Below are 23,303 nucleotides of genomic sequence, written 5' to 3'. Positions count from 1 at the left end.
TGGTGAAATATCAGTGAATAAATTTTTTAGTGAAAGTATTACTTTAGGAAGTTATATTGAGAGTCGCACAGAAATCGATTTCTCCCCAGACAGCGTGAATTTTACTATCGATCCTTCGCTTACAAACAGAATAAAATCAATTGCTGATAAAGATAAGATTTCAGTTAACAACCTTTTATTTACTGCATTTACAACTTTATTGTTTAAATATACTCGTGAAGAAGAACATAGGATTGAAAATATAGTTGTAACTGGAAATAGCAGTAATCCATTCGGATATGCTCTTATTAAGAATGTTATAAATGAAAATGAAACTTTTAGAAGTGCAAGTATAAAATTATACGCTGAATTTTCTGAATTTTCAATTAGTGGCGATGAGTCGGATCTTTATCACGATGTAATCTTTGATACTGTGACTATGCTGAAGGAAATCCCTTTGTTAAAAGAACTTAAGTTTGGTATATGGATTAGATTTAGTGAAATCTTGCAAGGAATAAAGGGAAGAATCGAATTTAACACAAGTCGTTTCGAGAAAAATGAAATTAAACAAAAATGCGAACATTTTATCAATATATTAAAAAAAGTAACGGAAAATCCAGAATTAAAACTGTGCGAAATAGATATGCTTTCAGATGTAGAAAAGAAGAGAATTCTAGTAGATTTCAATGACACCAAGATGGAATTCCCTAAAGATAAAACGATATCTGCGTTATTTGAGGATCAAGTTGAAAAGACACCAGATAACCTAGCAGCAGTTTATGAAGATAAGAAATTAACCTATAGAGAACTGAATGAGAAGGCCAATCGATTGGCAAGGGTGCTGAGGGATAAAGGTGTAGTGCAGGACAGCATTGTAGGAGTAATGGCAAAGCCATCGATTGAAATGCTGATCGGAATATTGGCAACGGTAAAAGCGGGTGGAGGTTTCCTGCCTATAGACACCAATTATCCTAAGGAAAGGATACAATATATGCTTGAAGACAGCGGAACAAGCATATTACTTACGCAAAAGGATTTGCCCGAAATAGATTTTACGGGAGAAATCATCGACCTGAACAATGAAGAAGGATATTCATCGGAAGGAGGAAATTTAACAAGTATAAATAGCCCAAATGCATTAGCTTATGTGATATATACCTCCGGGTCCACGGGAAGGCCAAAGGGAGTTATGGTCGAACATTCAAGCTTAGTGAATTTATGCATTTGGCATAATGATTATTATGAGGTAGACGAATCTGATCGATCAGCAAAATATGCAGGAGCTGGTTTTGATGCTTCTGTGATGGAAATATTCCCCTACCTTATATGCGGTGCTTCCATACATATCCTTAGTGACGAATTGAAACTTGATGTCAATAAGTTAAATGAGTACTACCATGAGAACGAAATATCAATAGGCTTCATACCGACTCAAATGTGTGAACAATTCATAAGATTGGAAAATCATTCGTTACGAAAATTAATAACGGGAGCCGATATACTCAGATATACAGAGATTAAGAGCTATGAGATACACAATAACTATGGACCGACAGAGTATACGGTTGTATCGACAGTCTTTAAGATCGATCAGGAATATAAAAATATACCGATTGGAAAACCAATATACAACACAAAGATTTATATTGTGGATCATCATAATAATCTTCAGCCAATAGGCGTTCCAGGAGAAATATGTTTATCAGGCAGCGGCATGTCAAGAGGGTATTTAAATAATGAAACTTTAAGTAAGGACAAATTTATAGAAAATACTTTTGAAACAGGCACATACCTATATAAAACAGGAGATTTAGGAAGATGGCTGACTAATGGCAACATAGAATTTCTGGGCAGGATCGATAGTCAGGTGAAAATAAGGGGCTATCGAATCGAACTTGGAGAAATCGAAAGCCAGTTGCTGAAATATGAAGGAATCAAGCAGGCAGTTGTGGTGGATCGACAGGATGGACAAGGAAATAAGTACTTATGCGCCTATATGGTATCCGAAGAAGAGATAATAGTACCAGAGTTAAGAAAAACCTTGTCTCAAAGCTTGCCAAGCTTTATGATACCGACCCATTTTATGCAAATAGAAAAAATGCCTATAACGGCAAATGGTAAAATAAATCGAAAAGCACTGCCAGAATCGGACGGAGAAATCGATACAGGCGTGGAATATGTCGCTCCAACAAATGAAGTAGAAGAAAAGCTTGTGAAAATATGGAGTGAAGTATTAGAAGTAGATCGGATTGGAATCAATGATGATTTCTTCACTTTGGGCGGACATTCATTAAAGGCGATCAAAATTGCGTTCATGATCCAAAGAGAGCTAAATGCCGATCTATCTGTAGGGAAAATATTGAGCCATCCGACTGTAAGAGTGCTGGGAGAATATATAGGGAAAACGGAAGAAGCTGTCTATTCACCTATAGAAGTTGTAGAGGAAAAAGAACTTTACGAGGTATCCTCCGCTCAAAAAAGGATGTATGCTTTACATCAGTTTTCAAAACAGGAGATCCATTATAATCTACCGTTCATCCTGCTTTTGGAAGGCGAACTGGACAGAAATAAAGTTGAAGAGACGTTGAGTAAGCTTGTGCAAAGACATGAAGCCTTCAGAACTTCCTTTGAATTGGAAGCTGGAGAAATTATGCAAAGAATTCACCAAACGGTTGAATGTAAGTTTGCGTACGAAGAAATAAACACAGATTCAGAAGAAATGATGAAGGATGAAGTAGAGAAATTCGTAAAACCTTTTGATTTATCAAAAGCGCCTCTTCTAAGAGTGAAGCTTATTCGACTTGCGGCAGAAAAACACTTGTTTATGTTCGACATGCATCACATCATATCTGACGGTACTTCCATGAGTATTTTTATGGAGGAGTTCACAAAACTGTATAGAGGTGAAAGCCTAAAAGAGCTAAGTGTAAAGTATAAGGATTATTCTGCCTGGGAACATAACTTGCTGAAATCCGAGGCCATGAAAAAGCAGGAAAAATATTGGACAGAGCTATTTCGTGATGGCGTACCGGTATTAGACTTGCCAATGGATGAGCCAAGACCCGCTCTCCAAAGCTTTGAAGGGGAAAGTATCGGCTTTCGATTAAACAAGAATCTAACGGAAAAGCTGAAGAAAGTAGGCAAGGATAGTGGAGCAACCTTGTACATGACTTTATTGTCCGCCTACAATATCTTGCTAGCCAAATACAGTGGACAGGAAGATATAGTCGTAGGTTCGGCGACAGCAGGCAGATCCCATGATGATTTACAGGGAGTTATGGGTATGTTTGTCAATACCTTAGCTCTAAGAAACTATCCTGAAGGAAAGAAAAGCTTTGCTGATTTTTTAGGAGAGGTCAAGCAAAATGCACTCAGTGCCTATGAAAATCAGGATTATCCGTTTGATCGGTTGGTAGAAGCACTAAATCTAAGAAAAGATGTAAGTAGGAATCCGTTGTTTGATACGATGCTTGTGCTGCAAAATACGGATACGAAAGAAATGGAACTTGAAAATATAAGCATAAGAGAATATGCGTATAGAGGAAAAGTATCCAAGATTGATATGACGTTGGAAGCAGAAGAAGTAGGAGAAGAAATACGTTTTAATTTAGAATATTGTACTAAGCTATTTAAGCGGGAGACCATAGAAAGAGTCGTTCAACATTTTATCAATATCGTTAAGGTAGTAACAGAGAATCCGGAAATCAAACTACTCGACATCGATATGCTTACTGAGGATGAGAGACATCAGCTGCTGCATAAATTCAATGACACCTATACAGAGTATCCAAGTGGCAAATCTATTCATGAATTGTTTGAGGAGCAAGTAGAAAGGACACCGGATCATATAGCCATTGTATTTGAAGATAAGGAACTTACTTACAGGGAGTTAAATAACAAGGCGAATCAGGTTGCAAGAACGCTCCGAGATGAGGGAATCGAAGAGAATAAGATCGTCGGTATTTTAATTTCCAGATCTGCTGAACTTCTCATCGGTATACTTGGCGTACTGAAGGCCGGCGGAACTTACCTTCCTATCGATACGCAATACCCATCAGATCGAATTGAATATATGCTGAAGGATAGCGGCGCAGGCATATTGTTGACACAGGAGAGCTGCCGTAAGCAGACGGAAGGTTTGGGTATACAAGTAGTAGGGATAGAAAAAATAGTAGAAGCGTCCGAACAATCCGTAGAAAATTTGAATCTCAAGTATCGTCCGGATCGGCAGATGTACCTGATCTATACCTCAGGTTCTACTGGGAATCCAAAGGGCGCCATGGTAAGAGCCGATTCTTTTACGAACCTTATGAACTGGTTTACAAGGGATTTTGAAATAAATGAAAGCGATAACATTCTCTTAATCGCACCTGTAGGTTTTGATCTAGCGCAAAAGAACCTTTACGCGTCCCTCATCAAAGGGGGAAGGCTGATCGTACTTCCAGAAAAGATTTACAGCTACAAAAATGTTCTTTCCCTGATGGACGAGCAAAAAGTCACGATCGTGAATTGTACGCCGAGTGCATTTCAAATCCTTGTGGATACAACATCGGACTATCGTGAATTAAGGCATTTGAAGCGGGTATTCTTAGGCGGGGAACCCATCAATATCCCTAAATTGTTAAGCTGGATCAATACGCCGTACTATCAGGCAGAAATCGTCAATACCTATGGCCCGACAGAGTGTACGGATATAGCGACATCTTACAGAATACCGAATGAACAGATAAGAAATATAGAAATGATACCGATAGGTAAACCCATTGATAACGTAAAACTGTATATAGTCAATAAAGATGATCAGTTGCTTACCATTGGACAACCAGGAGAACTGTGTATCGCGGGTGACAGTTTAGGAACAGGGTATCTAAACAGACCGGAGCTGACGGCAGAGAAGTTTGTTTCCAACCCTTTCGTAGCGGGAACTAAAATGTACCGAACAGGAGACTTGGCAAGATGGCTGCCTGATGGCAACGTAGAATATTTGGGACGGATCGATCACCAGGTAAAGATACGGGGCTTCAGGATCGAACTGGGAGAGATAGAAAGCCAGCTGCTTTGTTATCCAAATGTCATGGAAGCAGTCGTCGTAGCAAGAGGGGAAGGCGGCAGCAAGTACCTCTGTGCATACATTGTAGGAGATAAAGAACTAACGGTAGGCGAGCTAAGAGTATACTTATCGAAGGTATTACCGGATTACATGATTCCATCCTATTTTGTACAATTGGACAAATTTCCGTTGACACCAAACGGTAAGGTTGACAGGAAGGCGTTGCCCGAACCTGATGGAAGTATGGAAACAGGAACAGAATATGAAGCACCGAGAAACGAAACAGAAGAAAAATTGGCAGAAATATGGCAGGAAGTACTTCATGTAGATGTAGTAGGAATAAATGATAACTTCTTTTTCATGGGAGGACATTCTCTAAAGGCCATAAAAATGGCAGCCATTGTACAAAGAGACTTACTTGTTGAAATATCTGTAGATGAAATATTTAAAAACCCAACGGTAAGGCAATTGGCAGAGTATGTGGGGAATACCAAGGAAGCTGAATATTCATCGATCGAAGCTGTGGAAGAAAGGGAACGTTATGAAGTTTCCTCGGCTCAAAAGAGATTGTTTGCTTTAAATCAGTTCGCGAAGGAAGAAATCAGTTACAATATCCCGTATATGTTCGTTTTTGACGGAAAATTGGATCGAGAGAAGTTATCGGAAAGCTTTTCTAAGCTTGTGCAAAGACATGAAGTCTTTAGAACTTGCTTTGAATTGGAAGAGGGAGAAATCAAGCAGAAAATTGATGAAACGATTGCATTTAGCGTGGAATACGAAGAGCTAAACTTAGATTCAGAAGCGATGATCACCTCTGAGGCGAAAAAATTCGTTAAACCTTTTGATTTAGAAAAATCGCCGCTATTAAGGGTGAAGCTAATTCGGCTTGCAGCAGAGAAGCATGTGGTTATGATGGATATGCATCACATCATATCCGACGGTACTTCCATGGGTATTATTTTGGAGGAACTCGCGAAGATGTATAAAGGTGAAGCTTTAGAAGAGCTGAAAATACAGTATAAGGATTACTCTGCCTGGGAACATAAAATGATAGAATCCGAGGCTATGAAAAAACAAGAAGCCTATTGGACAAACCTATTCAGTGATGAAATACCTGTATTGAATTTGCCTATTGATTATCCGAGGCCAAGTTTTCAAAGTTTTGAAGGAGAAAGCATCGGATTCCATCTGGACAAGCATGTAACCGAAAAGCTAAAGCACATATGCAAGACGAAGGAAGTCACCTTGTATATGATGTTACTGTCCGCCTACAACGTATTGCTTTCCAAGTATAGCGGACAAGAAAATATCGTAGTAGGTTCACCAATATCAGGCAGGCCGCATGCGGATCTGCAGTATATGGTAGGAATGTTCGTCAACACGCTTGCCATGCGAAACTATCCTGGAAGAACGAAAACGTTTGCTGGCTTTCTACAGGAAGTAAAGAAAAAGGCTTTATGCGCATATGAACATCAAAATGTTCAATTCGATCGATTGGTGGAAAATCTAAACCTACGAAAAGATTTAAGTAGAAATCCATTGTTTGACACGATGTTTGTGCTGCAAAATACGGACACGAAAGACATGGAACTGGATGGGGTAACAATTAAACAGCTTCCATTTGAAAGAGGCGTTTCCAAGTTTGATCTCACGCTAGGAGCGGAAGAAAAAGGCGAAGAAATCTGCTTCGAGTTAGAGTATTGCACCAAGCTGTTTAAGCGAGAAACCATCGAACGAATGATTGCGCATTTCCAGAATATCGTCAAAGCAGTAGTAGAGAATCCGGATATACAGCTGTGTAAAATCGAGATGCTTTCAGCGGAAGAAAAAAAGGAAGTCGTAGTCGATTTTAATAACACGAAAGCACCATATCCCCAGGATAAAACGATCTGCGAAGTCTTTGAGGAACAAGTTGAAAAGACGCCGGATCAGATCGCAGTCGTATATGAAAATCGAAAATTAACTTACCGGGAACTCAATGAGAAAGCCAATCAATTGGCAGGCGTGTTACGCGGAAAAGGTGTAAAACCGGATACCATCGTCGGAATCATGGTGGATCGATCGGTGGAGATGATGGTTGGAATCATGGGCATTATAAAAGCCGGAGGAGCTTATTTGCCAATTTCACCGGACTATCCGAATGACAGGATCACCTATATGCTGGAGGATAGTAAAACTACCCTGTTGCTGACACAAAAACATCTCATGCATACGATACAGTTTGAGGGAATGGTATTAGATTTAGAAGACGAACAATGGTATCAAGGTGATAAAACGAATGTAGAAATCGTCAATCATCCGAATGATCTTGTCTATGTCATCTATACTTCTGGTTCAACGGGCAGACCAAAAGGCGTGATGATCCAGCATGGTAATGTGATCAATCTTGTTACAGGGCTGGGTAAAATCATTTATGACCAATATACCGGACCATTACAGGTAGCTTTGGTTGCACATTATGTTTTTGATGCTTCCGTCAAGCAGATATTTGCCAGTTTGTTACGAGGCGACTGCCTGCATATTATCCCAGAAGACTACAGAACCATAGGGGAAAAACTGGTAGAATACTACATTGATCACGCAATCGATGTTTCAGACGGAACACCGTCTCATTTGAAATTGATCTTGAGCGATAACAGAGAAATAATAAAAGAGATGACCGTCAAGCATTTTATATTCGGCGGGGAAGAATTGACCGTTTCAGCCGTGAAGGACTTCTTCACACTTTGCGGCGAAAGAAAACCCGAGATCACCAATATATACGGACCAACTGAATGCTGCGTGGACTCGACTGCCTTCCTGATTGACCGAGCGCGTCTGGATCAGTTGAACACGATTCCAATTGGTCGTCCGCTAGTCAATTATTGTGTGTACGTCTTGGACAAAGACAATCATCCTCAGCCTGTAGGGGTACCAGGGGAATTATGTATAGCAGGAAACGGACTGGCAAGAGGTTATCTCAATAATCTTGAGCTGACAGAAGAAAAGTTTGTAGCAAATCCATTTGCCCCAGGGGAAAGGATGTATAAAACAGGAGACCTTGTTAAATGGCTGCCTGATGGAAATGTACAATTTTTAGGACGTATCGACCACCAGGTAAAAATCAGAGGCTACCGCATTGAAATCGGGGAAATCGAGGCTACGATTAAGAGTTACCCTCCTGTGCAAGATGCTGTCGTACTGGTTCGCGAGGATAGCGCGGGCGAAAATAGAATATTCGCGTACATTGTTCCAAAGACACACAGCGAGGAGAAATATAGCGAAGCGGGAATAAAGGAATATGTAAAGAAACAACTTCCTCAATACATGATTCCGGCTAAATTTGATCAGCTTGAGTTGATCCCGCTAAATACGAATGGTAAGGTTGACCGCTTTGCACTTCCTGCGCCTGATTTGCTGTCAAGAGATTCGGATGAAGGCTTTGTCGCGCCGAGGAACAAAGAAGAAATGGACATGGCTGAAATTTGGGCCGGCGTACTCGGAATTGTGAAAATAGGCATTGATGAAGATTTCTTTGATTTAGGTGGAGATTCTTTTAAAGCCATTAAGCTGGTCAGAAGTATTAGCAATAACCTAGGAGTCATGGAGCTGTTTAAAAATTCAACGATTCGCGAATTGGTCGCTTACTTATCCCAATCAAAAGGTGCAGGAAACGATGGGAATCGGACGATGCTGCATGAGCTTACCAAGCCGATTGATGAGAAACATAAAGTAGTCTCCCTCATTTGTTTTCCTTACGGGGGAGGAAGCGCGATCTCGTATCAACCTTTAGCCAACGCATTACCGAAGAATTACTCGCTATATGCCGTTGAGCTTCCGGGCCACGACTACAGCTGCCCCGATGAAGAATTGGCTTCTATCGAGGAGAGCGCGGCTCGTTGCTTGGAGGAAATCAAACAGAAGGTGAAGGGACCTGTCGTTCTTTATGGACATTGTCTGGGCGCCACGATGTCGGTACTTCTTGCTCCTAAACTGGAAGAGGCGGGCATTCAGGTGAATGGCGTTGTTGTTGGAGCCATGTTCCCGACACCGCGAATAACCAATAAGTTTTTCGACATATGGGAAAAAATATTCCCTACTCAGTTGACGGACAAAGGCAATCGGGACATGTTGATAATGATTGGTGGTTTAAACAGTGAATTTAGTTCCGATGAAACAGAATTTGTGCTTAGGAATTTGAAGCATGATGCAAAAGAATGCGTCAAGTGGTATACCAGGCACTATAGCAATAAGAATAATACGAAATTCCATGCGCCAATCACATGCATCATTGGAGAGGGCGATCGAGCTACGGAATTTTATCAGGAAAGATATAAGGAATGGGAATACTTCAGTGACGATGTGGATTTACGAACAATTGAGCATGCCGGACATTTTTTCTTTAAAAATCAAGTAGCGGACCTTGTAGATATTATTGAAGAGAAGATAGACGTATGGAAGGATCGATCTTCGAGGGTATCTGAAACCAAGCAAGTGAATGAAACCAAGAAAACGAATGAAAGCAAAGAAAACAGGGTAAGGTTGAATGCCTTAGCGAAAAACAAAGTCGTTCCAAGTATGAGATTGTTTTTAATGGTTGCCTTCGTGCAGATCATTTCTGAAATAGGTACAATTTTATCGACGTTTGGGACCGGGATCTGGGTTTTCAATCAAACCAATGCACTATCGGAATTTGCCATGATGTTTCTTATGGCAATGGTTCCCACCATTTTGGTGCTTCCGTTTGCAGGTGCCATTGTAGACAGGTTTGACAGACGGGTCATTTTAATTATTAGTGACTTGCTTTCGACAGTAAGTTCTTTAGGTTTGCTTATCTTGTTAGGGTTTCATGAGCTTCAACTTTGGCATGTCTATGTCTTTACCATCGTTTTATCTGTTGCAAACAGCTTCAGGCAGCCAGCGTATATGGCAGCAGTGACGCAGATTACGCCAAAGATGTACTTGCCGCAGGCAAATAGTGTTTCTCAATTTTCCGTCGCAATCGGAGGCGTACTGGCAGCTATCTTCGGAGGCGTATTTATGGAGTCGATAGGCTTTCAGGGGCTTGTTATTATTGATCTTATAACATTTGGACTCTCCGTGATCGTTTTGCTCTTTTTGAGATTTCCGAATACCATGTTTACAAGATTAGAGGAACCGATTCGGAAAGAGTTAATGGGTGGTTGGAATTTTATCATGAGAAGAAAAAGTTTGATTGCCATGGTTGTCTTCTTTGTTGTCGTTAACTTTTTACTAAGCATTTTTACGGTTACAATGACGCCGCTCATCCTTTCTTTCACGAATTCAACCACGTTGGGAATTCTTAATGCATTTTCAGGAATCGGTGTTCTTTGCGGAGCTATAGCGATGTTAATAACTGGCGGTATGAGTAAGAGAGCAAAAGGGATGGTTGGTTTTGTCATTCCATTAGCCATCTCCATTATGATTGCAGGAATACAACCATTGCCTATTTATGGAGCGATTGCTTTGTTCGTATCCTCTTTGTCTATAACGATTACGAATATTCATTGGCAGTCACTCATCCAGGTGAAGGTTGGACTGGAGTTGCAAGGACGTGTATTTGCGGTGAATCGTATGTTGGTAGCTCTATTAGCACCGGTCAGCTATATTGTCGCAGGTGTATTAGCCGATAATGTATTCAAGACTGTACTGACATCCAGTGTATTTGATTCCCCAATTGTAAACTTGATTTTAGGGCCGGGTGCAGGCCGCGAAATGAGACTTAGTCTATTACTTGCCGGAGCCGTATTATTAGTCTGGAGCATAATCGGGATCAAGTATAAACCACTGAGTGATATGGATGATATCCTTGAAGATGCAACTCCAGGCGAAGTTATTATTAAAGATAAAGATAAACTACAAAGAATAGCCGATGAAAAAGTTCAAGGGTTTACATTCTAAAATGGGCAAGTGTTAAGGTTTCAGTTCAATGAGGCCAGAGCAACGAAAAATTTGTTGCGGGCCTCTGAATCAATGGAACTAAGGACAACCGATTAAGAACAGATATAGGATGTGATAATCATAATTAGCGTTTTTGATCGAAATAAGGATCAACTCAATTTGGAACTGTTCTTGGATACCATGTATAAATCTAGAGGGATGCAGTATAACCCTGATGGAGCTCATTCTGATTTCAGAACGATAGAGAAGACCTATATGAAACACGGTCATTTCTGGATCATCAAGGATGAGAGTGAAAGTATAATTGGATGCATAGCTCTCAAGGAACTAGATCCGATTCAACATATAGGTGAACTGAAAAGGTTCTTTGTGCTGCCAGCGTATACGGGCTATGGTTATGGAAAGCTTCTAATGCAAACTGCAATTGATTATGCAAGAGATCATCATTTTATCAAATTACGATTGGACACAATGAAGCAGTCTGTCATAGCGCATCAGATCTTTAAGAAATTTGGATTCTATGAAATTTCGAGATACAATGATAATCAGAATGCTGATTATTTTTATGAACTTGAATTACAAGAGAAGCCAATTGATGAAGAGACTTTATCTACGCAATCTTTATTGCAATTTAAAGTTCTAGGTCAAATTAATAGAATATTCGAATCGCTTGATATGCAATTTTGGTTACGTGGTGGCTGGGCTATCGACTTTATACTTGGACAAGTAACAAGAGAGCACTCTGACATAGATATCGTAACTTGGCTGCATAATCGACAATCGCTAGAACAGACGTTAATAGAGGCTGGATTCAGATGTGCTCCAGTAAGCGAGCTGCAAACAAATTTTTATCAGAATGAATTGGAAGTAAGCATCATTTATCTAACTCGAAATCAAGCTGGACAAATTACAGCTAATGGATTTCCAGAATGGGTATGGAGGTCAGATGCTTTACCTTTACGAAGTTATACTTTACATCATGTTTCAACACGTACATTAAGCCCACAGCAATTGCTTGATAATTTGTTGATATATGAGCAAGGAACGGGACGTAAATTACGTTCGAAGGATTATGACAGTATCAGAATCTTACAAGAAATCATCATCGAGAAGAAATCGAGAACATAATTTTGGAATAAAGAGGCAGCTTACATGCTGTTCTTTTTACATTACATACCAATACGAATAGATAGTGGAGGTTGACATGAAAGCAACTCAAGATGTGCTGCGAGTATGGCGAAAGTTTGATCAGCATCCGATGGAAACAATTACAAAGGCATGGTATGCTTCACAATCTGGTCAGAACAAACAAAGAAGTGTCACTCTAATGAAAGAACATCGGGAACAGTTTGGGACGGCAGGCAATTGCTTCGATCTTGCACTCTGGTTAATGGATGAATTGAAGGCTGAAGGCATTCATGCCTATGCGATAGGTCATGATCTGCACACACCAGAAGCACATGTAGCAGTAGTTGCGGTTAACGATGAGGGTAATTCGTATTTTTGTGATTTGGGGGATCAGTGGATTGATCCAATCTTGATTACACGAAATAGCAGTGACTTTTGTGAAGATGCGCTTAGCGGATTTATTACAGGAGGCAAGATTAGCGTTCAAGTCGGCTCAAACGATGTGCTTTTTAAGTACATTAGACCTAGTGGCAAAGTAAGTAAGCAAAAATTTAATCTACAACCGATTCCCTTAGACGAATTGCAAAGTGCAGCGAGTTTCTCACAATCCTTGTTAAGAAATCCACTTGTCGAAATGCGTGTATATACGCCGGAGGAAGTGATTCACTGGGAATTTGATAGATGGAATAGTTTCATGAGCTCGAATAGTGGGCTTATGAATGAACCAAAATTAATTGATGATGCACAGTGGGCGGATCGAATTCACTTGATGTCGGGTATTGATAGAGAAGTTATATGTAAAGCATTAGTTATCTATTCGAAAAAAGGGTGATTCTATGTTCTACGTGAATTCGAGAGCGATTATTGAAAGAGATTATAAGGGTCACAAGCAAATCGTGATTCAAACTAGAAATAAACCTGGTGAGCCGCTTACAATAGAATTGCCTGGGGGACGGATTGAACCTTTTGAATCATTGACTGTGGCACTAAGAAGAGAAGTGAAGGAAGAAACTGGACTTGATATCGTCGAAATTGAAGGAGAAGACACCAGGATTGACACATCAAATGTGAATCCAGATTTCGCAGTTGAGTGTATGAAGCCATTTGGGGCTTATCAAACAATCAAGGGTCCGATTGATTCGGTCGGATACTATTTTAGATGCAAAGCAGAAGGTGAGCTTGTACCTATAGGTGATCAAACGGAAAATGTCAGATGGATAAATACATCAGAACTTGCTGCAATTGTACAAAACGACCCCAAGCAATTCTCACGTATTGATTTGGCAGGGATCATTTATTATTTGAAACATGGAATTAATCAGAACACGAAATCATAATTCGGAGGTGTGATTATGGATATTGTAACTAGACTTGAACTTCTAATTAAAGAAATTCCAAGTATGATGGATACAATAAGTGATGAGGATTTTAACAAGAAGCACGCAAAGGATAAATGGTCTAAAAAAGAAATTCTAGGTCATTTATGCGATTCAGCAACCAATAACCATATGCGATTTGTGAAGATTATGTTGTCTGAGGGACTTATTAGCTGTGAAGCGTACCTTCAGAATCAATGGGTCAGTATTCATGATTATCAGAATAATTATAGCAAAAGTGAACTTACAGCTTTGTGGAAACAATTGAATCTACAAATTTATTACACTTTAAAGGGTGCAAGTGAGAATGATTTCAACAAGCAATGCATTTTGCCTAATCAATCCATTGTGACGCTTGAATGGCTATTTACTGATTATATCGAGCATATGGTGCATCATATGAAACAAATTGAGGGCAAGTGATATATACACTATTACTAGTAGAGCATCTGATAAAAAAACACAACAGAATCTTAGTGATCTGTTGTGTTTTTTACTCTATATGAACTACCTGAATATTTCCTTTAGAGAGTCAGCTTCTAGCGCCATTTTCTGATGTATGCTGATTATTCGTTCAAGCCGACTCATTCGCTCCTTCAACTTGTGGTTCTGTGGTTCTATTTCTAGCTTAGCTGCTGATGCGAAGAAATGAGGAACTTCCCATACACTTCTTACAGACATGCTTACACAGTAACCATATCGCGCTAATCTTTCGTCGCCCATCCAGCCCATATCTCGTAAGCCTTCAAGGTAAGCATTGAAAAGAGAACTTTGAAATACTTCATATTGATCAGGCGGAATGATTCCAAGGCTCATATTTACACCGTACAGCTTGCCAAGATCTTCGCCAATTCCTGATATACTCATGAATTGCCAATCGATCAATACAAGTTCGTCGGAAATTGTATTATTATTTACGAGTAGCATATTCATTTGGCTTAAGTCCTGATGAGCAAGCACACGAGGCAGCTGTTCAAGCGAACCTATTGTAGCATCAACTTGTTGATTAAACTCTTGATACCATGACCATATGCTTCGCTCATGATCTTTATTTAATCGATTTACATAAGCTTCAGGGTTTGGGGCATACATGCGGCATGCCTTGGTCCATGACTTAAGCCAGGAATTACATATCCAGCTATAATCGGGGATTGATCTATTTCCCGTAAGATAAGCCCCATTAAACCGACCTAGCTGTCGAGCAATAAAACAGAACTGCTCTTGTGAGTAGGCATACTTGCCTTCAACATGTTCCATCCATAGCCAAATGGTTTCATCTGGTTGTTCTTCAACAAGATAACTTTGGGCAGCATGAATGGAATTTGGAAGCTCCTCTAATAGTCTTGCTTCCATAACTAAGGCTTCACGACGCCAGTAATTGTGATATAAAGGATTAGCTTTCTCTGTACTATCCGGCTTAATAATTTTCAAAATAATTGACCAAGGCAATTGTTTGTTCTGAATCTCAGCAATCCCATGAAGATGATAAATTCCTGCTGTTGTGAAATTTGGGGTTTGATAACCTAAATCGTTGCATGTTATCGTTTTGAGTACGGCAGTTTCTCCAAGAATGAACTGCACACATGCATGAATCTGATCAATTTTATTCTCGATAGGTATTGTCGTATTATTCATTAGTGTCAGTTCTGTGGCCATATCATTGTCCTTTATTTACTATGTATTATAATACTTATATAACAAATAATTTAATTGCTATTCAATATATTCTGATAATTAAATTATTTATGATTATAGTCTATCCGTAATTCACTTCGCAACTTCAGGAGAATCTGAGAGGAGATAAACGATGGGAATCGAATGGTACGATATGATTGCTAGAAGAAATGGTGGTTACAAGAGAAGAGCGGTATGTACAGTTGTCGGGACGTCAGCAGAAGATATTTTTGAAGAGAGATTGATTCGCATGCTGTCACAGTACCATCATGTTATGGATGCGGGTTGTGGACATGGAGAATTTACCTTGAAAATGTCTACGTATACAGATCATATTACGGGATTTGATAATTCAACTGAACTTATTCATATTGCCCAATCCTTATTAGAAAATAGTGAAATTTCCAATGTAAAATTTGTTTATGCAACTACGAAATCGGAACTTCCATTTGCAGATGCACAGTTTGATTTGATCTATGATAGTAGAGGTCCAACTTCGATAATCAATCATAGTCGTATTCTGCGTTCAGGTGGTACGATCTTCGGTATTCATAACAATGTTCCTATAGTAAAAGAACGGTTGATTGCAAATGGATATATCAACATTGAGATTGAAGAGTTTAATGATGGATTACCTATTTTCCGAATGAGGAAGAATTCGCAAAGTTCATTTCGGATATTCCAGGAAATCCAGACTACACGTTACTAGAGAATAAACAAGATCTTGAGAATATGATTAGGGAAAATATGATAGATGGCAAATTAGGGATCAGAGAGAATAAGATCATTTGGAAAGCCAATAAGCCATAGAATAGGGTGTTTAGAAAATAATGATTGAAACAAGCAGATGCAAATTGCTTCATGTTGCAGAAAACGATTATGAGGATGTCATTCAGTTGTTTGTCAATGAACAAGTCAGGCAATATCTTGGAGGAACGATTGAGAATGAGATTGTTCTGAAGAAAAAATTCGAGGATATTCTAAATAGATCCAAGAACGGTTCACATTTTTGGGTGATCAGAACAATCGATAATCATGATTTTATCGGACTTGTCTCATTGGATACATACCATGACAATACGAATACTGAAGTATCCTATGAAATTCTGCCGCAATGGTGGGGATTAGGATATGCCACCGAAGTCATTGGAGCATTAACTGACTATGCATTCGATGAGTTACGATTAGATATGCTCTTTGCAGAAACACAAACAGCGAATACTCGATCATGCAAACTTCTAGAGCGAATCGGGATGACTTTAATCGATAGGCTGCATCGATTTGGTGCTGAGCAATCGGTCTATTGTTTGAAGCGTGAAGATCGTAATAACACTTGTATATAAATAAATCCTGATAATTAAAAATTTCAATGTTCGTAGTAACTCGTGTATTCTCCTGGACCGAGGCACATGCCGCTACAAAACTTTTTTAGTTACATATGGAATATAGTGTGTTGTAGACCTGACTAATTTACACCTGCCCATGTATTCTTTTGTGGATGTTTTTTGAGTATGGGAATTTACATCTTTTCTCCTTACACAAACATAATTATATTTCGACACAGAATAAATTTTATATCCTCTTTTTCTGCATCCGCGCAAAAAGGCAACATCGCTTCCATGCAGCTTCTTTTCATTAAACTTTACATTTCTCCACACAGATTTCTTAAACACCAATGTACCGCCCTTAATGATATCCAGATATCGGTTTTCTCCGCCTTCTCTATATAACATAAGTGCTTTTTTGGGTTCAAAATATAGATAGCAGGTATTTTTTCCAATGACGGGAACATTTTGTCTTCGCATTTTATTGACGGACTCTACCAAATAGTAGCGGCCATAATAATCATCATCATCGAATTTTGCTATAATGCTATGTTTTGCCCTCTGAATGCCATAATTTAAACATTTGCCCAACTGATATCTCTGTGGGACTCGATAAACAGACACGTTCTTATATTGACTTGCTTTTCTTCTCCACTTCTTAATGTCCATGTCATCCCGGTTTAAAACAATGATCATCTCTTTATTTTTATAACTTTGCCGTTCATAATTTGCGAAAATATTGTTCATAAATGAAGGTCGCTCTGTACAAACAATAATAGAAACCAATATATACCATTCCTTTCTCCCTATGGATGAAATTTAACAAATGATATTTTCAAAATTAATGTATGTAATCATTTTTGTAGAGTAACGGCGGATGTAACCCGATTGTAATCCAATCCATGGTACTGGCTTCGACATAAGCTAAAGGAGCAAAGGAAAGGAATGTACAGCAAAGACAATTAGGTTGATAAGGGAGGTTACTCATTGAGTCGCCATATAACAGGAACAAGCTCAGTTTATTCGATCAAAAAACAATTAAAGCGGGTGGAAGCATACTTTTTAAACAAACACGTCAACAAGAACAAGGCAGAAGTGGCATTTGCAATATCTTTGAAAAGTAAAATCGTTTCTCGAAATTGGAATAATGTTCAGTCCAACTTGGCAAAAACATTGCGTTCGATTCTAAACAATACGGACTCCCATTTTCGTGTGATTGTTGCAGGTCATGAAAAGCCTGACATTAAGGAAATACGGCATAAACGTGTAACATGGTTGCCCGTAAATTTTCCTCCCCCTTCGAATCAAAAAGGATTCAGCAGAGACAAAATGCGTAAACGCAAAGTGATTGGAGAGTATTTAAGAAAAATAGGATTTTCCGGCTATTTTATGCCTTTCGATTCGGATGACTGGGCACATCATAGGCTCGTACAATATGTTCGATCTCAGCCCACGAGGAAGAATTTTGTGATAGACACGGGAATGATGATAAATTTAGTAAAAAAAGAGGTGTGGCTGAGGAAGAAACGTTTTTATATAGGATGCGGCAGCAGTGCGGTCTTTTATTTTGCCAATAAAGATTTTCCGTTGACTCCAGAGACGAACAATGCGGAAAAAAAGCCGTTTCACCTCGTTCTCAAAGCTCATCCAAAAGTAATCCAGAACTTAAGAACGTTGCGCAGACCCTGTAAAATCGTCAAATTTCCTTTGGTCACCTGGGTACTTGGACATGGCGACAACAACAGCATGCTTAAAGGTAAAAAAAATAATACGGTATCTGCTGAAGACTATGGATCAAAGGGAGAAAAATTAGAAAATGCATTTTTTCATTATTTTAAAGCCAGGAAAAATCAGCATGACGCATAATTGAAGGAGGGGAGTGAGAATCATGGGAACGATCGGAATCTTGGTTGATGCAAAAGTGTTTCGTAATATTAAAAACGGAAAAACTGGCAGAGAAAAGCTTGGACATTACAATAAGGCTGCCAGCAAACATGGTCTGACTCTTGCGTATATGTGTTTGGAACGAATTTCTTTATCAACGGGGAAAGCACATGGATACAAAGTTGTGAATGGAAAATACGTATACAAGCAATTCTCGATTCCGAAGGTCATACACAACAGAACGTTGCCATCGTCGAATAGTTTGCACAAGCGTCTTAAGCATTTATCGCAAAAATACTATGTATTTAATGCACGCAATAGGTTTCCTAAGTTTCGAATTCATAGGCTTCTAAAAATTCGCTTTGCTTCGCATTTGCCTGTGACCACACGTTACTCTCGGGTTCATTTACGAAACATGATGAACCGGTTTAATAGCTTATACATTAAGCCTCAGAGCGGCAGCATAGGTAAAGGGATTATAAAAATCACTCGCAAAGGGGATGAGCGATGGAAAGTTCAACTCCCGACTACTACAGTAGTTACCAGTAGAAAACGAGCAGAATTGAAAGTAAACAACAATGTGAAACGAAGAAGTTATCTCATTCAACAAACAATACCTTTGGCAACATATAAAGGGAATCCTTACGACATTCGAGTATCAATACAACGGGATTTAAACGGAAAATGGCGGTTGACGGGTCTGTATGGCAAGATCGCGAGGAAGGGAAGTCATGTGACCAATGTTGCACGGGGAGGTACAGCGAAAAAATGCGATTTGTTGTTCCAAAGCAGCTTTCAAAATCCGTCGCAGGTTGTTGATGATGTCCAACGTTTATCATTAGATATTGCCCGTTTTTTAGGTAATCGCTTAAAGCATCTGGCGGATGTAGGGCTGGATATAGGCGTGAATAGATCAGGAAAGCCGTTTTTCATCGAAATGAATGGTCGGGATCAACGCTACGGTTTTATAAAAGCAAAGATGCCAAAGACGTTTTACCGTACTTACGAGTCCCCTATACTTTATGCAAAATATGTGATGCAATCCGGAAAAAAATAAGTCAGGGGGGGAACCCGTGCATATTTTAATGATCGCGCCAGAGCAATTCCCGTTACCAGGCATCGGTTCCGTGGAAATTTGTATTCTTTCTATTGCTAAACAGCTTATTAAGAATCATCAGGTTACCATTTTATGTCGGCGACATCCAAAACACGGTGTGATCACTCAACAAGGAAATTTAAAGATCGTCCGCCTACCTTCGGGGGGACCTAATAGATATATATCTTCGGTGTTGCGTTATATAAAGGGGAAAAAATTTGATTTTATACAAATAGATAATCGCCCCAGGTACATGGCAAGAGTGAAGGAAGCCAAGCCAAATACACCGGTCTCATTATTTTTGCATTCCTTGACATTTGTACGCAAGTCCCCTAAAGTGGCAGCCCAACTGAAGAAGGCCGACGTAATTATTGCCAACAGCACCTCAGTAAGGAATCATCTAAATCAAAGGTTTCCTGGGAATAAAGATAAAATAAAGATGGTTTATCTTGGTGTAGATACGGAAAGATTTAAACCTCCGATACCGAAAGAACGCAATAGAAGCAGGAAAAAATTTAATGTAGGAAATTCTTTTGTAACACTCTTTGCCGGGAGGATCATACCCCGTAAAGGAATTCCCGTTTTACTCAAGGCATCAAGTATTGCCAGACAGAAAATCATCAATATAAAGTTGATTATTGCTGGGGGAGGTAAGCCGGCATACGTCCGTAAGTTAAAATCACTGGCGAAACAACTAGGAGTCCCGACAAAGTTTGTAGGAAATGTACCGCATCATCGAATTCACCATCTTTACCGGGTGGGGGATTGCTTCGTTTGCCCATCACAACAGCATGAAGCGTTCGGTCTTGTCAATATAGAAGCGATGAGTACAGGGTTGCCCGTTATTGCTTCCAGAGTTGGTGGTATTAAAGAGATTATTAAACATGGAAAAGATGGGTATTTAGTAAACAGTTACCGAAACCCGGCAAGCTTTGCAAGCTATATTATAACCATTTCTACCAATAGGGAAAAGGCGAGGGAGATTTCGTGGGAAGGAAGTCGGACGGTGCTACAACGATTTAATTGGAACCAAACGGCAAAGAAATTGGTTAAACTCTATAAGGTTTTTTAGTATGGCGAGGGAAAAAATAATAATTGCTTCATGTTACAAAAAGCGATTATGGGGATGTCATTCAGTTGTTTGTCAATGAACAAATGATATCCCATATGATCGATTCGAACTGATTCATTAATAAACCTATCACAAATTGGTGGTAGGTTATTTGGATTTTCGTTAGAATAACGATCCATTAAATGGTTAAAATAATGAAAATTGGAATGACCTAGGTGGAATATCATAATGGATCTTTTAAGAAGATTATTTTCGAACACCCAGACAGCAAGTAGGCAGAATACGAAAATAGATGTCTATCCTTCTTTAGAGAAAAATAAGGAGTACATTGAAAATCAGCTCTTTCATACGAGTGATTTGAAATCGCGAAGCATAAATTTTAATCAATCGGAAGGTCTCATTTTTTATTTGGAATCCTTATCTGATCTACAGAAGATTCAAAAAGAGATCATCCAACCTATAGAAGAAAAAAGAGTAGGAATCCTGGACGAAGTTATTACTTCTGTGGAGATTACAACAAAATCGGATCTGGGAGAGGTGCCCAGTGCTTTAATTCAAGGGAATTGCGTATTGTTATTCGAAGGTACAGTACAAGTAATTATTGTCGGTGTAGCTGCAGTTAATAAACGGAATATCTCGGAGCCAACAAACGAAGGGATCATTCGTGGCGCTCATGATGGTTTTATCGAGAATCTGATGACAAATCTTTACCTGGTTCGGAAGCGGGTCGAGAATCCGGAGCTGGTCGTTCGCTATTATCAAACTGGAAAGGCAACCAACACAAAATTAGCTGTTCTTTTTATGCAGAACCTAGTGAATCCAGATCTGGTGAAGGAAGTAGATATCAGAATTGGTTCCATTGCAATGGAGACCACGATCTCACCCGGAGTCATTGCCGAATTGATTGAAGATAACCCATTTTCAATATTTCCTCAAATCTTATATACGGAAAGACCGGATCGTGCGGCAGCTCATCTCATGGATGGCCGTGTAGTTATTTTAACTGAAGGGGACCCGTCTGCATTAATTTTACCGGTGACTTTCTTTGCCTTTTATCAAAGTCCCGATGATTACCAAAGCAGGTGGATTGCCGGAACATTTATTCGATTGATTCGTTTCATGAGTTTTATCATCGCATCCCTATTGCCTGCTTTATATATTGCGATTATTGGCTTTCACCCCGAGATTCTTCCGGATAGTTTGATCCTTTCAGTAAAGGGCAGTGTAGACAAGGTTCCATTACCGCCTATTATAGAGGCTTTTCTCATGCAGATTACCTTAGAAGTCTTGCGTGAAGCAGGGATTCGTTTGCCAAGTCGGGTAGGTCAAACCATTGGTATTGTTGGTGGCTTGGTTATTGGTGAGTCGGTTGTACGAGCAGGACTGGTTTCATATCCGATGGTTATCGTAGTCGCTTTAACAGCGATTTCTTCTTTTGTTGCACCGTCAAATGAAATAAGTACGGCAACACGTATTCTCGGCTTCCCGCTCATGATTCTGGCTTCACTGTTCGGTTTGATCGGGATTACGTTTGGTATGCTTTTTATCCTTATTCACCTATGCAAATTAGAGTCCTTTGGTACATCCTATTTTGCGCCTGTTATGCCTCTTCGAATTAAAGATTTGAAGGATACATTTGTACGTTTTCCGATCTGGAGTTTGAATCAACGCCCCCACGATCCGCATCCCAAAAAGTTTAAACAAGAAGGTAATTCAAGAAGGTGGAAACAGGATGATTCCGGAAAAAAGTAGAATTACCCAAGGGCAGCTTATGTTTTTTATAATACAGTCCCAAGTCGGGGTTGGAATTTTAACACTTCCTCATACAATACAAGCAAGCGCCAAGGGGGGAGGGTGGATTTCAGTCTTAATTGCAGGATTGGCGGTACAAACCATCATTATAATCTTATGGGCGCTTTGCAGACGATTCCCTTTAGATACCATATTCGGTTTTTTACCGAAGATTACCGGGAAGCTTCTTGGGAATCTGCTTGGCTTTGCTTATATTGCCTATTTCCTGTTTTCAGCAGGAACGATTCTATCCAAGTTTGCCTATGTGGTTGAAAGTTGGGTGCTGATCGAAACGCCAAGATGGGCATTATTAATTCTCGCCCTTTTCACTTGTATGTACTTGGTAAAAGAAAAACTTCAGGTCATTGCTAAATTGTTTGTCATCTCTTCCTTTACGATTATTGTGATGGTGATATTATCCTTGTGTGGTTATGTTAATGCAAACTTCAGTTATATTTTCCCGATAACGGAAGCTGGGTGGGGGACAATCATCAAATCTGCAAATCAGGCATTATTTCCTTTAGTTGGATATGAAGTTTTATTGGTGATTTATCCTTTTGTTGAAGGGAATAGCGGTGGGAAATTAAAGGCAGCTTCTTTAGGCAATATGTTGATTACACTTTTTTACACATTTGAGGTATTTACTAGTTTAGTCATTTTCAGCCCCGAGGTTATGCCTGCGGTTTCTGAACCTCTCCTCTACATGCTGAAAGGGTTTTCTTTCCAGACCATTCAACGGATCGACTTGATCTTTTTATCCTTATGGATCTTTGTGGTTACTACTGCTACGGTCTCTTGGATATACGCGGCAACGGTTGGATTGGGGCGCTTCTTTCATCGGGGCGAACATAAAAAAGCTGTGCCCTATACGATTTTCATTCTCTTTATTCTGGCTATGATTTCTCAAGACCCATCGATAACAGATTTCTATGATCGAATTCTTGCAATAGCTCATTATACATTTGTGGTTGTACTACCTTTGATCCTGCTCTGTTTTTCATACCTTCTTAGGAAAAGGAGGGTGTAA

14 protein-coding genes are annotated in these 23,303 nt (G+C 39.5%); 12 read left to right on the top strand and 2 right to left on the bottom strand.

Annotated features, from left to right (window positions below; all coding sequences use genetic code 11):
- The first annotated feature begins 13 nt into the window (after nucleotides 1–13).
- The 5 genes from E0485_RS01420 (at nucleotide 14) to E0485_RS01400 (ending at nucleotide 13,857) form a co-directional block, all read left to right on the top strand.
- Complete coding sequence (locus E0485_RS01420; protein WP_132415798.1) at nucleotides 14–10,930, top strand: non-ribosomal peptide synthetase; 10,917 nt, start codon at nucleotides 14–16, stop codon at nucleotides 10,928–10,930.
- Between the two features lie 159 nt (nucleotides 10,931–11,089).
- On the top strand, nucleotides 11,090–12,058 hold the full coding sequence (locus E0485_RS01415; protein WP_235857345.1) for a GNAT family N-acetyltransferase: 969 nt from the start codon (nucleotides 11,090–11,092) through the stop codon (nucleotides 12,056–12,058).
- Between the two features lie 76 nt (nucleotides 12,059–12,134).
- Nucleotides 12,135–12,890 (top strand): hypothetical protein, encoded by a 756-nt coding sequence (locus E0485_RS01410; protein WP_132415796.1) that lies wholly within the window; start codon nucleotides 12,135–12,137, stop codon nucleotides 12,888–12,890.
- A 4-nt stretch (nucleotides 12,891–12,894) separates the two neighbouring features.
- Nucleotides 12,895–13,395, top strand: coding sequence for an NUDIX hydrolase (locus tag E0485_RS01405; protein ID WP_132415794.1), 501 nt, complete (start codon nucleotides 12,895–12,897; stop codon nucleotides 13,393–13,395).
- 15 nt (nucleotides 13,396–13,410) lie between these two features.
- Nucleotides 13,411–13,857 carry a DinB family protein gene (locus tag E0485_RS01400; RefSeq protein WP_132415792.1) on the top strand — a complete coding sequence of 149 codons (447 nt, stop codon included), beginning with the start codon at nucleotides 13,411–13,413 and terminating at the stop codon, nucleotides 13,855–13,857.
- A gap of 84 nt (nucleotides 13,858–13,941) precedes the next feature.
- Here E0485_RS01400 and E0485_RS01395 read toward each other — a convergent pair whose 3' ends face one another.
- Nucleotides 13,942–15,090 carry a phosphotransferase gene (locus tag E0485_RS01395; protein ID WP_132415790.1) on the bottom strand — a complete coding sequence of 383 codons (1,149 nt, stop codon included), beginning with the start codon at nucleotides 15,088–15,090 and terminating at the stop codon, nucleotides 13,942–13,944.
- Between the two features lie 151 nt (nucleotides 15,091–15,241).
- Here E0485_RS01395 and E0485_RS01390 point away from each other — a divergent pair, with 151 nt between their 5' ends.
- Both E0485_RS01390 and E0485_RS01385 read left to right on the top strand, forming a co-directional pair.
- The gene (locus tag E0485_RS01390; RefSeq protein ID WP_235857344.1) at nucleotides 15,242–15,817 is read left to right on the top strand and encodes a class I SAM-dependent methyltransferase; all 576 of its coding nucleotides are present in this window, start codon (nucleotides 15,242–15,244) and stop codon (nucleotides 15,815–15,817) included.
- Nucleotides 15,818–15,938: 121 nt separating this feature from the next.
- A complete protein-coding gene (locus E0485_RS01385) occupies nucleotides 15,939–16,451 on the top strand; it encodes a GNAT family N-acetyltransferase (protein WP_132415788.1) in 513 nt (170 codons plus the stop codon).
- Nucleotides 16,452–16,523: 72 nt separating this feature from the next.
- On the opposite strand, the gene E0485_RS01380 is transcribed toward E0485_RS01385, so the two are convergent.
- Nucleotides 16,524–17,219 (bottom strand): glycosyltransferase, encoded by a 696-nt coding sequence (locus E0485_RS01380; protein WP_132415786.1) that lies wholly within the window; start codon nucleotides 17,217–17,219, stop codon nucleotides 16,524–16,526.
- Nucleotides 17,220–17,420: 201 nt separating this feature from the next.
- On the opposite strand from E0485_RS01380, the gene E0485_RS01375 reads away from it, so the two are divergent.
- The 5 genes from E0485_RS01375 (at nucleotide 17,421) to E0485_RS01355 (ending at nucleotide 23,303) form a co-directional block, all read left to right on the top strand.
- Nucleotides 17,421–18,299, top strand: a complete 879-nt coding sequence (locus tag E0485_RS01375) for a hypothetical protein (protein ID WP_132415784.1) — start codon at nucleotides 17,421–17,423, stop codon at nucleotides 18,297–18,299.
- Nucleotides 18,300–18,321: 22 nt separating this feature from the next.
- Nucleotides 18,322–19,374, top strand: a complete 1,053-nt coding sequence (locus E0485_RS01370; protein ID WP_132415782.1) for a YheC/YheD family endospore coat-associated protein — start codon at nucleotides 18,322–18,324, stop codon at nucleotides 19,372–19,374.
- Nucleotides 19,375–19,390: 16 nt separating this feature from the next.
- Nucleotides 19,391–20,485 (top strand): glycosyltransferase family 4 protein, encoded by a 1,095-nt coding sequence (locus tag E0485_RS01365; protein WP_132415780.1) that lies wholly within the window; start codon nucleotides 19,391–19,393, stop codon nucleotides 20,483–20,485.
- Between the two features lie 228 nt (nucleotides 20,486–20,713).
- A complete protein-coding gene (locus E0485_RS01360; RefSeq protein ID WP_132415778.1) occupies nucleotides 20,714–22,237 on the top strand; it encodes a spore germination protein in 1,524 nt (507 codons plus the stop codon).
- Nucleotides 22,218–23,303: a GerAB/ArcD/ProY family transporter gene (locus E0485_RS01355; RefSeq protein ID WP_132415776.1), complete on the top strand. Its 1,086-nt coding sequence runs from the start codon at nucleotides 22,218–22,220 to the stop codon at nucleotides 23,301–23,303. Before E0485_RS01360 ends, E0485_RS01355 begins: the two co-directional genes overlap by 20 nt.

Origin of the sequence: Paenibacillus albiflavus (assembly GCF_004344915.1) — a bacterium.
In the GTDB taxonomy this organism is placed as follows: Bacteria; Bacillota; Bacilli; order Paenibacillales; family NBRC-103111; genus Paenibacillus_AM; species Paenibacillus_AM albiflavus.
The sequence above is the reverse complement of the archived record's forward strand: the minus strand, read 5'-3'. Positions and strand labels throughout refer to the sequence as shown.